The organism is Sphingomonas sp. AC449, from assembly GCF_979253475.1.
In genome coordinates, this window is sequence record NZ_CEEDCZ010000001.1 from 376330 (window position 1) to 389906 (window position 13577).

Below are 13577 nucleotides of genomic sequence, written 5' to 3' on the forward strand. Positions count from 1 at the left end.
TTGGCAGATGTACGACGAACACTACGGACTGACGGGGCGCCCGTTCCAGCTCACCCCGGACCCGCGTTTCTGGTACGAGACGGGGACGCATCGCAAGGCGATGGCGTATCTCGGCTATGGCCTGGCGCAGGGCGAGGGCTTTATCGTCATCACCGGCGACATCGGCGCGGGCAAGACGACGCTGGTCGGGCATCTGATGGACACGATCGATCATGAGAGCCTGAACGCGATCCGTCTGGTGTCGACCGCGATCGAGGCGGACGACCTGTTGCGGATCATCGCGACCGCGCTCGGCGTGGATCCGGCGGGGCTGGAAAAGGCACAGCTGCTGACGGCGATCGAACGTGGGCTCCACGCCGTCGCGCGCACGGGCAAGCGAACGCTGCTCATCGTCGACGAGGCGCAGGCGTTGCCCGTGTCCGCGCTCGAGGAATTGCGGATGCTGTCCAATTTCCAGACGGGCGGGCACGCGCTGCTGCAGATCCTGCTGCTCGGCCAGCCCGAATTCCGTGACCGGCTGCACGGGTCGGAGCGGCTCGAACAGCTGCGTCAGCGCGTCATCGCGATCCACCATCTCGATCCGATGGAGGAGCATGAGGTCGCCGACTATATCGCGCACCGTCTTTCGGTGGTCGGCTGGCAGGGCAATCCCGATTTTGCGGACGATGCGTTCACCGCGCTGTACCACGGGTCGGACGGCGTACCACGGCGGCTCAACATGCTCGCCGGTCGCGTGATGCTGTATGCCGCGATCGAGGATCTGCGCGTGATCGACGGCGAGGTCGTGCGCACGGTGCAGCGCGACCTGATGTCCGACATGCCGGTCGTCGCGACGGCGGCGACAAAGCCTGTGCCAGACGTCGAGCTCGCGGCCGCGGCGGCGGCCGAGCCGTTCGCCATGATGACCGACCCGGCGATCGCCGACCGCGTTGCTGCGCTGGAGGCACGCGTCGAACAGCAGGACCAGGCGATGCGTCGGATCCTGACATTGCTCGTCGACTGGATCGAGGGCGACGAGCCCAAGCCCGATTACGCGCCGATCCGCGGGGCTGCGCACTGGCACGACGCGGCCTGACCGGGTGACGCAGCGGACGATCCTGAACGGCATGTCGGTCGACGTCGAGGACTGGTTCCAGGTCGGCGCGTTCGAGACGGTCATCGACAAGCGCGACTGGGACGGCCTCCAGCCGCGCGTCGAGGCGAATACCGATGCGGTGCTCGCCTTGTTCGCCGAAAGCGGGGTGCGGGCGACGTTCTTCACGCTCGGCTGGGTTGCGCATCGCTATCCCGGACTGATCCGCCGGATCGTCGATGCGGGGCACGAGATCGCGAGCCACGGCTGGGATCACCAGCGCGTCTTCACGATGGATGCAGGCCTGTTTCGCGCCGACCTTGCCCGCGCGCGTGCGGCGATCGAGGATGCGGCGGGGCAGCGCGTGACGGGATATCGTGCGCCCAGCTTCTCGATCGACCAGCGTACCCCCTGGGCGCACGCCGTGCTGGCCGAGGAGGGCTATGCCTATTCGTCGAGCGTCGCACCGCTCGTCCATGATCATTATGGCTGGCGCGACGCGCCGCGCTTCGCGTTCAGGCCGCTGCCCGACAGCACGCTGCTCGAAGTGCCGGTGACCGTCGCGCAGTTCGGCCAACGGCGCGTCGCCACGGGGGGCGGGTTCTTCCGGCTGTTGCCGTCGGCGCTAATGGATTTCGCGGTGCGCCAGGTGAATGCGCAGGATCACGCGGCGATGTTCTATTTCCACCCCTGGGAGATCGATCCGGGCCAGCCGCGCGTCGCCGCGGCCCCGCTTCGCTCGAAGATCCGGCATTATTCGCGGCTCGGGGCGATGGCGGGCAAGCTGCGCGGGTTGATCGGACGGCATGACTGGGGGCGCGTCGATGCGGTGGTCGCAGCCGAGGCGGGCCGTTTGCAGTGACGACGACCATGGTCCGCGAGGCCAATCTGGAAGACGCGGGCGATTGCGCGCGGATCGCGGCGTTCGTGGCCGCGACCGAAGGGGGGACGCCGTTTCATTTGCCCGCGTGGAGCCTGGCAGTCGCACGCGGCTGCGGGCAGCGCGCGCGCTATCTGGTGGCGGAACAGGGGGGCGCGATCGTCGGCGTGCTGCCGTTGACCGAGATGCGCTCGCCTCTGTTCGGCCGCGCCCTGGTGTCTGCGGGGTTCGCGGTCGATGGCGGCGTGCTGGGCGATGCGGCGGTCGAGCCGCTGGCGGCGGCGGCCTGGGCTCTGGCGCAGCGGATCGGCTGCCCTTCGGTCGAGCTGCGCGGTGGCGCGGTGCCGGCGGGGTGGGACAGTGACTCGGACAGCTATCTCGGCTTTGCGCGCGATCTGGCGGCGGATGACGATGCGGAACTCCTCGCCATCCCGCGCAAGCAACGCGCGGAGGTGCGGCGTGCGCTGGGCTATGCGCTCGACGTCGTGACCGGGAACGATCGCGCGCTGCTCGCCGAGCATTACCGGGTCTATGCCGAATCGGTCCGCAACCTTGGGACGCCGGTCTTTCCGGCGCGGCTGTTCCGCTCTGTCGTCGAGACGATGGACGCGGACGTGCTGACCGTGCGGCATCAGGGGCGGGCGGTCGCGAGCGTGCTCAGCCTGTATTTCGAGGGCACGGTCTATCCCTATTGGGGTGGCGGGACCGAGGCGGCGCGGGGCTTGCGCGCGAATGACCGGATGTATTTCGCGCTGATGGCGCACGCGCGCGCACGCGGCTGCACGCGGTTCGACTTCGGGCGGTCGAAGACGGGGACGGGGGCGGCCGCGTTCAAGAAGAACTGGGGCTTCACGCCCGAGCCGCGACTGTACGCCAAGCGCAGTGGCGGGCCGGCGCGCGCGGTCAATCCGCTCAACCCCAAATATGCGCTGATGGTGCGGAGTTGGAAGAAGATGCCGCTCTGGGCGGCCAATCTCGCGGGACCGTGGATCTCCCGGGGTCTGGGGTGAGCGATCTGCTGTTCCTGGCGCACCGCGTGCCGTTTCCGCCCGATCGCGGCGACAAGATTCGCAGTTTCCATGTGCTCCGTTATCTCAGCGCCCGCGCGCGCGTGCATCTGGTGGCGTTTGCCGACGATGCGGCGGACCTTGATCCGCCTGTTGCCTTCACGGATAGGCTCGCGAGCTGCACGATCCTGCCACGCGGCAAGTCGCAGGCGCGCGCCGCGATCGAAGCGCTGGTGACCGGCAAGCCCGTATCGCTGACGGCGTTCGCCTCTTCCGCAATGCAGGTCGCGGTCGACCGCGTCCTGCCGAGGGTCGGCGGCATCTACTGCTTCTCGGGACAGATGGCGCAGTACCTCCCCGATGGCGGGGCGCGCGTGGTCATGGATTTCGTCGACGTGGACTCCGCCAAATTTGCGGGTTTTGCGGACGACTCGCGCGGCCCGATGCGCTGGATGATGCGCCGCGAGGCACGGCTGTTAGGGGCCTTCGAGCGGGAGATCGCGGCAAGGGTCTCCGCCAGCCTGTTCGTCAGCGAAGCCGAGGCCGCGCTGTTCCGCACCGGCGGCGCGACCGGACGCATCGTCGCGGTCGAGAACGGCATCGATTCGGCGACGTTCGATCCGGCTGCGTATGCCGAGACCCCATCTTACCACCCCGGCGAAGGCCGGGGCCCAGTTGGAAAGGCCGCAGTAATACTGGACAGTCCGTCGTCATCGACGTCCCCCAACTGGACCCCGGCCTCCGCCGGGGAGGCGCCGGGTGGGGCGGTGCCGGGTGGGGCGGTTCGGGCTGGGGAGGTAAAGGGTGGGGCGCTACCAGGCGGCGCTTGCGACGAGCCGTTGATCGTCTTCACCGGCCAGATGGATTACCGCCCGAACATCGAAGCGGTGACGTGGTTCGCGCGCGACACCCTCCCCCAGATTCGCGCGCGACACCCGACGGCGCGGTTCGCGATCGTCGGTCGCGCGCCGACCCCGGCGGTGCAGGCACTGGCAGGCGAAGCTGTCACCGTCACCGGCGCGGTCGACGATGTGCGCGGCTGGCTCGCCGCAGCCGATGTGTGCGTCGCACCGCTGAAGCTCGCACGCGGGATCCAGAACAAGGTGCTCGAGGCGATGGCGATGGCGCGCCCGGTCGTCGCCTCGGCGGCGGCGGCGGAAGGCATCGACCACGCCGGCACGATCCGCGTCGCGGCGGACGCGCAAGACTTCGCCGCGCAGGTGCTCGCGCTGATCGATGCGCCCGCCGACGCGGCAGAGCTGGGGCAGGCGGCGCGCGCGCAGGTGCTGCGACGCTATGGCTGGGACGCGCGGCTGGCGCCGCTGGATGCGCTGTTCGGGTTCGAGGACAGCGACCGGACCGCGTTGTGACCGGTCGACTGGCGGCGCCCTGGCCACGGCATCTGCTGGCGCTTGGCGTCGCGGCGCTGCTGATGCTGGCGCTGTTCCGGCGTGACGTCGCGGATCTGACGACGATCTGGTGGACGAGCACGACCTTCGGGCACTGCCTGTTCATCGGTCCGGTGATCGCCTGGCTGGTGTGGCAGCGGCGCGGAGAGCTCGCGCAGCTGACCCCGGTCGGCTGGTGGCCGGGGCTGGCGCTGGTCGCGGTCGGCGGCGCGGGGTGGCTGATGGGCGATGCGGCGTCGGTCAATCTCGCGCGGCAATTGGGGCTGGTGGTGATGCTGCAGGGCGCGGTCGTCGCGATCCTCGGCCCGAATGTCGCGCGCGGGCTGCTGTTTCCGCTCTGCTATGCGGTGTTCCTCGTGCCCTTTGGCGAGGGGATCGAGCCGCCGTTGCAGGCGGTGACGGTCGCGATCGTCATGCCGTTGCTGCATCTGGTCGGCGTGCCCGCGGTCGTCGACGGCGTGCTAATCCATGCCGGCCGCTATTATTTCGAGGTGGCGGAGGCGTGCTCGGGCGCCAAGTTCGTGATCGCGATGGTCGCGTTCGGGGTGCTCGTCGCCAATGTCTGTTTCGTGTCGTGGCGGCGGCGTGTGGTGTTCCTCGCAGTGTCGGTGGTCGTGCCGGTCGTCGCCAACGGATTTCGCGCGTTCGGGACGATCTGGGCGGCCGAGCTGACCTCGGTCGAGGCGGCGACGGGGATCGACCACATCGTCTATGGCTGGCTGTTCTTCGCGCTCGTGATGGCCGCGGTGCTGGCGATCGGCTGGCGCTGGTTCGATCGCGCGCCCGACGATCCCGCCTTCGATCCCGCGCCGCTGCAGGCGGTCCCGCGCTATCGGGGCGATCTCGCTATCGTCACGCTGCTTGTGCTGGCGGTCGCCTCGGCGTTTCCCGCGTGGAGTGCGGCGGTCGCGGGGCGGCGGCAAATGCTGCCCGCGCAGATCGCGCTGCCCGACGTGCCCGGCTGGCACCGCGTCGATGTCAGCGTCCGCGCGCCGTGGATGCCCTGGTATCCGGGCGCGGACCATTATCTGTTCGGCCGCTATGCCGACGCGTCGGGCGCGACCGTCGACATGAGCCTCGCGGTGTTCGGGCGGCAGGGCGACGGGCATGAGCTGATCGCATTCGGCACGGGGGTGCTGCGCGAGGAGGATCGCTGGGTCCGCGTCGCCGATCTGCCCCCGGTCGCGGACGCTGCGGGTGCACGCGGTTCGGCGATGCGGATTACCGCGCCGGGACCCGTGGAGCGCATCGTCGCGACGTGGTACCGGGTCGGCAATGCTACCACCGATGACGGGATGATCGTGAAGATCGAGACGATGAAGGCGCGGCTGTTGGGCGGACCGCAGCGCGCGGTGGCGATACATGTGTCGGTCGAGGGGGCGGACGCACGGCCGATGGCGCGGTTCCTGAAGGCGCTGGGGCCGGTCGGCGCGGTCGCCGATCATGCCGCAGGGCTGCGCTAGATGTGCGGTATCGCGGGGATCTTCCACCCGGGCATCCCCAAGCCGGTCGATCCCAACCGCATCCACGCGATGATCGCCGCGCAGGCGCACCGTGGTCCCGACGGCGACGGCATCTGGACCGCGCCGGGCGTCGGGCTCGGGCATCGCCGGCTGTCGATCATCGACCTCGAAGGCTCGCCACAGCCGATGTCGGACGGCGATCTGACGATCAGCTACAATGGCGAGATTTACAATTTCGCAGAGCTTCGCGCCGAGCTGATCGCGGGCGGCGCGCGGTTCCGGACCAAGGGCGATACCGAGGTGCTGCTGCACGGCTGGCGCGCCTGGGGGCCATCGATGCTCGACCGGCTGAACGGGATGTTCGCCTTTGCGATCCACGATGCGGGCGCGCGCGTGCTGTTCCTCGCGCGCGACCGGCTGGGGGTGAAGCCGCTGCATTATGTCGAGCTGGCGGACGGGTCGGTGGCGTTCGCCTCCGAGCTGAAGGGGTTGCTCGCCAATCCTCTGGTGCGGCGTGCGCCCGATCTGACGGCGGTCGAGGATTATATGGCGCTCGGCTATATCCCCGACGATGCGTGTCTCGTCGCAGGCGTGAAGAAGCTGGCGGCGGGGCATTTCCTGCTGATCGAGCGCGGGCGCGGCGTGCCTGCGCCGCGGCGCTGGTGGGACGTCGACTTCTCCAACCGCGCGACCGGCTCTGCCAAGGCGCTGGGCGAGGAACTGGTCGAGCGGATGCGCGCGGGCGTGCGGTCGCGGATGGTCGCCGACGTTCCGCTCGGCGCGTTCCTGTCGGGCGGGGTCGACAGCTCGGCGGTGGTCGCACTGATGGCGGAGGCAAGCCCGCGCGCGGTCAGGACTTGCACGATAGGCTTCGACGAGGCGGGGCATGACGAGCGGACCTATGCCACGACGATCGCGCGGCGGTTCGCGACGGATCATGTCGAGCGGGTGGTCGATACGGACGACTTCGCGCTGATCGATACGCTCGTCGCGGCGTTCGACGAGCCGTTTGCGGACGGATCGGCGCTTGCCACCTATCAGGTCTGCGCGCTGGCGCGCGAGCGGGTGACGGTCGCGCTGTCGGGCGATGGCGCGGACGAGGCGCTGGCGGGCTATCGCCGCTATCGGTTTCAGGCGGCGGAGGAGCGCGTGCGCGGGATGCTGCCGGCGTCGCTACGGACGCAGGTGTTCGGGGCGCTGGGGCGGCATTATCCCAAGGCGGACTGGGCGCCGCGACCGTTCCGCGCCAAGTCGACCCTGCTGGCGCTCGCGGCGGGCGGCGGCGAAGCCTATGCGCGCTCGGTCGGGGTGACGGCACCCGAGGTTCGTGCACAGCTGTTCTCGGGCGTGGCGCGGGTCGCGCTTGGCGGATACCGGGCGGAGGAGCGCTATGTCGCGAGCATGGCGGATGCGCCCGCGCGTGATGCGATCGACCGCGCGCAATATGCCGATATCAAGCATTGGCTCCCCGGCGATATCCTGACCAAGGTCGACCGGACGAGCATGGCGGTCGGGCTCGAGGCGCGCGAGCCGCTGCTCGATCACCGGCTGATCGAGTTCTGTGCGACGCTGCCCGTCGGAATGCGGCTGCACGCGGGGCAGGGGAAGTGGCTGATGAAGAAGGCGATGGAGCCGTATCTGCCCAAGGACATCCTGTATCGCCCGAAGATGGGGTTCGTGACGCCGATCAGCGCGTGGTTCCGCGGCGCGCTCGCGAGTGAGGCGAGCGCGCTGGGGTCGTCGCGGATGCTCGGCGAGACGGGGTGGTTCGACATGGCAGCGATCACCGCGCTCGCCGAGGCGCATCGCGGCGGGCGCGCCGAGCATGGCCGGACGCTGTGGCAGTTGCTGATGCTCGAGCGGTCGTTGAAGCGGGTGTTCGGTTAGGCCCAGCCGCGCATACCCGCCGTCAGAGCGGCGCTTCGGGGCCGATCGCCTCGCGCATCCAGCGGTCGAACAACTGCGGCCAGAGCGAGCCCGGCGAACTCGCGGGCAGGCGCGTGCCGAATCCGTGGCGGCCGCGACGCAGGATGTGCGCCTCGACGGGGATACCCGCACGGCGCGCGGCGGCGAGCATGTCGAGGCTGTTGGCGACGGGAACGGTGTCGTCGTCCTCCGCATGCACCAGGAACAGCGGTGCGTCGCCGTTGCGCAGGTTGCGGTCGATCGCATAGCGCGCCTGCATCCCCGGATCCGGATCGGGGCCGAGCAACTGCGCGCGCGACCCGCCATGGCTGCGGCCGGGATCCATGTTCGACACGGCGTACATCAGCCCGGTAAAGGCGGGACGCGCCGACTGGCGGTCGGCGGCGTCGATCGGGCGATACACCTCAAGCCCGTGATGGATCTCGAGCGAGCCGGCGAGATGCCCACCCGCCGAAAAGCCCAGCACGCCGAGCGTATCGGGACGGATGGCATAGCGGCGCGCATTGGCGCGGATCAGCCGCATCGCACGCTGCACGTCCGACAGCGGCACGTTGGCGCGATCCGCCCAGCCTTCGCCGGGCAAGCGGTAGCTGAGCACGAACACCGTGATGCCGAAGCCGTTCAGCACGCGCGCGACGTCGATCCCTTCGTTGCGCAGCGAGGTGATCGAATAGCCGCCGCCGGGGCAGACGAGCACCGCGCGCCCGTCGGGGCGGGCAGCGCGGAAGACGCCGACCTCGGGCTGGACGACGCCGCGCATCTGGACGTCGCGATACTTGCCCGGGCGCCCGGTGATCATCGGACGCGGGCGGGGCAGCGGCGTTGGCGCACCCGCCGGAATGCCCGGCCAGAGGCCGAAGCGTTCGGCGGGCGGCCAGACGGGGTCACCGGGCAGACGCATCGTGCCAGTGGCCGCCGCGGACTGGCCGGCAGCATCGGAAACCAGGGCGGCGGGAGCGAGCCCGGCAGCGAGCGGAAGCGCGAGCAACGTGCGACGGTCGAAGGTCATGACGACCCTGCTAGCCGATCCTGATCGCGCAGGGGAAGGGGACATCGACGCCCGGCGAAACGGCTGCGTCGTCAGAACACCGCCAGTGCCGCGTGCAGCGTGAGGGCTACCAGCGCGAGGCTCGAGAGCAGGAACAGGATGAACCGGGTCTGCACGCGGTTGGTGGTCGCCTGTGCGATACTGTGGAGGATCCGCAAGCCGACATAGGCCCAGGCGATCCAGGCGTTCACGCCGTCGCCGGTGTCGGTGAGCGCGATCACCGTACAGACCGCGTAGAACAGCGTCGGCTGTTCCATCAGATGATTGTAGTTATGCGCCTTCCACTGCGCACTGGCGGGCAGCGAGCGATCGGCATCGGCGGCGCGGGTGCCGACCAGGCTGCCGAGGCGGACGCCGGCCGCCTTCATCGCGGGCAGCCGCGTCGCGAGCATCCAGAGCAGCATCACCAGCGTCCAGGCGATCAGCGCCACCATCGGCCGCAGGATCTCGCTGTGGATCAGGTCGTCATGCATCAAAAAGCCTCCCCCGGTTCCCCGGAGGAGGCTGCATCAATCACCGGCGCGTAGCAAGGTCGTCCGCATTCCGATCCTCCCCCTTTGCGGGGGAGGATTTAGACGTCAGGCCTTGTCGAAGCTCGCGCCCCACTTGCGGACCGGACGGTCCTTCCAGAGGCCACGGTGATACGCGTCCGACGCGAGCAGCGGCATCACCGAACCCGCTTCGGCGAACACCATCTGCTCGATGCCGGTGTTGACCTTGCCCCACGAGGCGGCCTCCTGCAGCGTCGAGGACGAGCACGCCCCGTCGCGCACGTCGGCAACCGTGATCTGCACCGCGTACTTGTGGACCTGGACGTCGTCATGGCCGAGGATCTCGGCGCACACCACGGTGTCCTGGATGAAGTTCTTCGGCACGCCGCCGCCGATCATGAGAAGCCCGGTGGTGCCCGCCTTGATCTTGATCTCGGTGAGCTCGCGGAAATCGGCGATCGCGTCGAGGACCATGTACGGCTTGCCCGCCTTCGCGGCATCGACCTGGTGCTTGACCAGACCGAAGCCGGCCGAGCTGTCGACGAACGCCGGGCAGAAGATCGGCACGTCATGCTCATAGGCGAGCTTGACGAGGCTGTTCTCCTTCTTGCCGTGCTCGACGAGATACTTGCCCATCTCGCGGATGAACTCGCGGCTCGAATAGGGGCGGGGTTCCAGCGTCTCGGCGATCTCGAAGATCGTGTGGTCGACGTGCTGGAGCTCTTCCTCGTCGATATAGGTGTCGTAGATGCGGTCGATCATCAGCGAGCGCAGCACGTCGTCGTGCGGCACCTCGAGCGCCTGATAATGCTTGTGGCCGAGGCCCTCGAAGAAATCCATGTCGACGATCGTCGCGCCGGTCGCGACGATGCCGTCGATCATGTTGTTGCGCAGCAGCTCGGCATACAGGTCCATGCAGCCGCCAGCGCTCGTCGAGCCTGCGATCACGAGGAAGATCGTGCAGTCCTTGTCGGCGAGCATCTGGTTGTAGATGTCGGTCGCACGGCCGAGGTCGCGGCTGGTGAACGACATCTTCTTCATCGCGTCGACGATCGGCCGCGCGTCGAAGCTGGTGATGTCGATATGCTCGACGGTGGTGGACAGGAGCTCAGCCTTGCGCTGCGCGTCGATGCGGGTGTCTTCGGTCATTGGGAGAGGTCCTCATACGTCGTCATCCCGGCGAAAGCCGGGACCCAGAACCCTGCAGAGTATCGCTCTGGGCCCTGGGTCCAGACTTTCGTCAGGATGACGGTTATTATTGCGGTCGGCTGTTACAGCGTGACGACGTTGGACGCGAGGTCCTGGTAGCGTTCGTCGTACAGCGAGACCATCGGCTCGTCGGTGACGATCACCGTCTCGTCCGATCCGAACCCGTTGAACGCGGTCCGCATCGCCGAGCCGTAGGCGCCGAGCATGCCGATCTCGATATAGTCGCCGGCCTGGATGTCGGCGGGCAGCAGGAACGGCCCGACCATGTAATCCATGTCGTCGCACGTCGGACCGTAGAAGCTGAACTCCATGTCCTTCGCCCGGCTGTCCGGCTCGCGGAGCAGCTCGACCGGGAAACGCCAGCCGATATGCGCCGCATCGAACAGCGCACCATAGGCGCCGTCGTTGATGTACAGCTCGGTCCCGCGGCGCTTCTCGACGCGCACGATGATCGACGAATATTCCGCGCACAGTGCCCGGCCCGGCTCGCACCACAGCTCGGACGAATAGCTGACGGGCAGCGATTCGAACGCACGGTGGATCGTCTCGAAGAAATGCTCGAGCGGCGGGGGCTCCATGCCCGGATAGGACGACGGAAAGCCGCCGCCGACATCGATCACGTCGACCGTGACCGCCGCCTCGACGATCGCCGCACGCACGCGCTCCATCGCGTTCGAATAGGCCTCCGGGGTCATCGCCTGCGAACCGACATGGAAGCAGATGCCCAGCGCGTCCGCCGCCTGGCGGGCCGCGAACAGCAGCTCTTTCGATTCGCCGGGTGCAACGCCGAACTTCGATGCGAGCGACAGCTTCGAATGCTCCGACGACACGCGCAGCCGGACGCACAGCGTCAGGTCGGCGGCTTCGTTGGTGGCACGAACGACCTTGTCGAGCTCTTCCAGGCTGTCGAGGCTGAAGGTCCGTACGCCATGCGTGTAATACGCCTCGCGGATCGCTTCCTCGGCCTTGACCGGGTGCATGAAGCACAGGGTCGCCTCAGGGAGCGTACGGGCGACAAGGCGCACCTCCGCGATCGACGCCACGTCATAATGCGTGATGCCATTGTCCCACAGGATCTGCAGGAGTTCGGGGCTCGGGTTCGCCTTCACCGCATACATCGAGCGGCCCGGAAACTTCTCCGTGAAGAAGCGGGCGGCGCGCGCAGCGGCGTGCGGTCGAACGAGCGTGACCGGATCAACCGGGCGCCCCTTAGCGATGTCGATGCCGCGCCCTGCATTGGCGGAAACGGCGGTCGAATGGGCTTTCGCTAGCCCCAGCGCGTTATGATGCTTGTGCAATTCAAGGGACCTCCAATGTCCTGAGACAAATTACGAAAACACTGCCTTGCGGTTGGAAGTCCCATGGGGCAGCGGAAGGGCGATTTAGGGTCGCTTGCCCCCCATGTAAATAGCGTAGGCCGCGTAGGAGACGACGTGTGACGATTTTGCGACAGCCGACACGGGCCGGGGTTCGCGACGCAGCGGAAAAGATTGCCAGAATCCTCCCCGCAACGCCGCTTTTCACCCATGAGATCAAGGGTGTCGTGGTGTCTTTCAAGGCGGAATCGCTGCAACCGGTCGGAGCGTTCAAGATCCGCGGTGCATGGCATCGCCTGACCGCGCTCGACGACGCGACTCGCGCACGGGGGGTCGTCGCCTTTTCGTCCGGCAACCATGCCCAGGGGGTCGCGTGGGCAGCGAAACGCCTGGGGATCGCGGCGACGATCGTGATGCCGGCGGACGCACCGCGCACGAAGCGCGATGCGACGCTGGCGCTGGGGGCCGAGGTCGTCGCCTATGACCGGGCGACCGAAAGCCGCGAGGCGATTGCGGCACGGCTGGCGGAGGCGCGCGGCGCGACGCTGGTGCCGAGCTTCGACGATCCGTGGATCATCGAGGGGCAGGGAAGTGCGGGGATCGAGGCCGCGGCGCAGATGGCGGCGCTCGGTCTGGGTACGCCCACGCGCATTGTCATCCCGTGCGGCGGGGGCGGACTGTCCGCGGGGGTCGCGTTGGCGGTGAAGGACGCCCGGATCACCGTCGTCGAACCCGAGGGCTGGGACGACATGCGGCGGTCGCTCGAGGCATCGTGGATCGAACCCGTTGGCGACAACCCGCCGCCGACCGCGTGCGATTCGCTCCAGACGCTGCGCGTGTCGCCGCTGACCTTCGACGTGCTGTCGCGGCGCGATGCGACCGGTGTGGCGGTCAGCGAAACGGAGATCGCCGCGGCACAGCGCTGGGCGGCGGAGACGTTGCGGCTGGTGGTCGAACCGGGGGGGGCGGTTGGGCTGGCGGCGGTGCTCGCGGGCAAGGTGCCGCTCGAGCCGGGACTGCTCGTCATCCTGTCGGGCGGCAATGTCGACCGGGCGGCCTATGCGAAGGTAATGGCGGGCTGACCTCAACCAGTGGTCGGCAACGTGCGGACCGCCGGTTTCGCGCAGGCATAGGCCTGTTTGTAGCCGCGGTTCCAGCAGGCGACGAGCCCGTCGAGGATGTTGAGGTTCATCGGCCAGGCAAAGGCGCGCGGCTTTCCGTCGACGCCGACCGGCGCGTAGCCGGGCGGTCGCGGCAATGCCGCCAGTCTGGCGCGCGCGGCATCGAGACCCGCAAGATCCCTGCGCAGAAAGGCGATACTGCCGTCGACATAGAGGTTCCAGCCGAACGCGGCATCTTCGGCGGAAGCCTTGCGTGCGGTTTCGAACAACGCGATCGCCGGGGCCGTCTGGCCGGCATTGGCGCGCAGCTGACCTTCGTGCCAGTTGAGCAACCCGGCGGTTCTCGGCTCGCCGCCATGCGCCGCGCGCCACGCCTGGATCGCGTCGGCCGCGGCGAGGTCGCACCCGGCCGACGCGAGCGCGCGCCAGCCGCCGGACATCGTCTGATCGAAGGCACGTTCGTCGAGCGCGAGCATCGCGGGCTTGTCGTACCGGCAGTTCGCGGGCGTCGGGGCGGCGAGCGGGGGCTTCCGACCGGCAGCGACTGGGGCGGCCTGCGCGACGACTAGGGCGATGAGGATCGGCATTACGGCTCCCATGTCCGGATGGACGATCGCCATGCTATTTTCGTGCTC

Annotated in this window: 12 protein-coding genes; 7 read left to right on the plus strand and 5 right to left on the minus strand. The window is 68.5% G+C overall.

What is annotated here, in order from left to right:
* The first annotated feature begins 7 nt into the window (after positions 1-7).
* Genes AC0CH3_RS01850 through AC0CH3_RS01875 form a run of 6 tightly spaced genes read left to right on the plus strand, consistent with a single transcriptional unit; the run spans position 8 to position 7718 of the window.
* Positions 8-1075, plus strand: coding sequence for an XrtA/PEP-CTERM system-associated ATPase (locus AC0CH3_RS01850; protein ID WP_354301632.1), 1068 nt, complete (start codon positions 8-10; stop codon positions 1073-1075).
* A 31-nt stretch (positions 1076-1106) separates the two neighbouring features.
* Positions 1107-1934: an XrtA system polysaccharide deacetylase gene (locus AC0CH3_RS01855; protein WP_354302083.1), complete on the plus strand. Its 828-nt coding sequence runs from the start codon at positions 1107-1109 to the stop codon at positions 1932-1934.
* An 8-nt stretch (positions 1935-1942) separates the two neighbouring features.
* Positions 1943-2962: a FemAB family XrtA/PEP-CTERM system-associated protein gene (locus AC0CH3_RS01860; protein ID WP_354302085.1), complete on the plus strand. Its 1020-nt coding sequence runs from the start codon at positions 1943-1945 to the stop codon at positions 2960-2962.
* The gene (locus tag AC0CH3_RS01865; protein ID WP_465237511.1) at positions 2959-4329 is read left to right on the plus strand and encodes a glycosyltransferase; all 1371 of its coding nucleotides are present in this window, start codon (positions 2959-2961) and stop codon (positions 4327-4329) included. The genes AC0CH3_RS01860 and AC0CH3_RS01865 overlap by 4 nt, the downstream gene beginning before the upstream one ends.
* Positions 4326-5831 (plus strand): exosortase A, encoded by a 1506-nt coding sequence (gene xrtA / locus AC0CH3_RS01870; protein ID WP_354301634.1) that lies wholly within the window; start codon positions 4326-4328, stop codon positions 5829-5831. The genes AC0CH3_RS01865 and xrtA overlap by 4 nt, the downstream gene beginning before the upstream one ends.
* Positions 5832-7718, plus strand: a complete 1887-nt coding sequence (locus AC0CH3_RS01875) for an XrtA/PEP-CTERM system amidotransferase (protein WP_354301636.1) — start codon at positions 5832-5834, stop codon at positions 7716-7718.
* Positions 7719-7740: 22 nt separating this feature from the next.
* Here AC0CH3_RS01875 and AC0CH3_RS01880 read toward each other — a convergent pair whose 3' ends face one another.
* The 4 genes from AC0CH3_RS01880 to AC0CH3_RS01895 all read right to left on the minus strand — a co-directional run bounded on the left by AC0CH3_RS01880 (position 7741) and on the right by AC0CH3_RS01895 (position 11803).
* Positions 7741-8766, minus strand: a complete 1026-nt coding sequence (locus tag AC0CH3_RS01880) for an alpha/beta hydrolase (protein WP_354301638.1) — start codon at positions 8764-8766, stop codon at positions 7741-7743.
* Between the two features lie 71 nt (positions 8767-8837).
* A complete protein-coding gene (locus AC0CH3_RS01885) occupies positions 8838-9263 on the minus strand; it encodes an MAPEG family protein (RefSeq protein WP_333996953.1) in 426 nt (141 codons plus the stop codon).
* A 120-nt stretch (positions 9264-9383) separates the two neighbouring features.
* A complete protein-coding gene (locus AC0CH3_RS01890) occupies positions 9384-10445 on the minus strand; it encodes a 1,9-bis(guanidino)-5-aza-nonane synthase (protein ID WP_031396469.1) in 1062 nt (353 codons plus the stop codon).
* 122 nt (positions 10446-10567) lie between these two features.
* On the minus strand, positions 10568-11803 hold the full coding sequence (locus AC0CH3_RS01895; RefSeq protein WP_354301640.1) for a type III PLP-dependent enzyme: 1236 nt from the start codon (positions 11801-11803) through the stop codon (positions 10568-10570).
* A gap of 137 nt (positions 11804-11940) precedes the next feature.
* Here AC0CH3_RS01895 and AC0CH3_RS01900 point away from each other — a divergent pair, with 137 nt between their 5' ends.
* Complete coding sequence (locus AC0CH3_RS01900) at positions 11941-12903, plus strand: threonine ammonia-lyase (protein ID WP_354301642.1); 963 nt, start codon at positions 11941-11943, stop codon at positions 12901-12903.
* A 2-nt stretch (positions 12904-12905) separates the two neighbouring features.
* On the opposite strand, the gene AC0CH3_RS01905 is transcribed toward AC0CH3_RS01900, so the two are convergent.
* A complete protein-coding gene (locus AC0CH3_RS01905; RefSeq protein ID WP_354301644.1) occupies positions 12906-13562 on the minus strand; it encodes a hypothetical protein in 657 nt (218 codons plus the stop codon).
* Between the last annotated feature and the right edge of the window lie 15 nt (positions 13563-13577).

Bases quoted from the DNA above. Each gene is read 5' to 3' on its own strand.
- AC0CH3_RS01880 (WP_354301638.1), bottom strand. From the start codon at position 8,766: ATGACCTTCGACCGTCGCACGTTGCTCGCGCTTCCGCTCGCTGCCGGG.
- AC0CH3_RS01890 (WP_031396469.1), bottom strand. From the start codon at position 10,445: ATGACCGAAGACACCCGCATCGACGCGCAGCGCAAGGCTGAGCTCCTG.
- AC0CH3_RS01855 (WP_354302083.1), top strand. From the start codon at position 1,107: ATGTCGGTCGACGTCGAGGACTGGTTCCAGGTCGGCGCGTTCGAGACG.
- AC0CH3_RS01905 (WP_354301644.1), bottom strand. From the start codon at position 13,562: ATGGCGATCGTCCATCCGGACATGGGAGCCGTAATGCCGATCCTCATC.
- AC0CH3_RS01875 (WP_354301636.1), top strand. From the start codon at position 5,832: ATGTGCGGTATCGCGGGGATCTTCCACCCGGGCATCCCCAAGCCGGTC.
- AC0CH3_RS01850 (WP_354301632.1), top strand. From the start codon at position 8: ATGTACGACGAACACTACGGACTGACGGGGCGCCCGTTCCAGCTCACC.
- AC0CH3_RS01860 (WP_354302085.1), top strand. From the start codon at position 1,943: ATGGTCCGCGAGGCCAATCTGGAAGACGCGGGCGATTGCGCGCGGATC.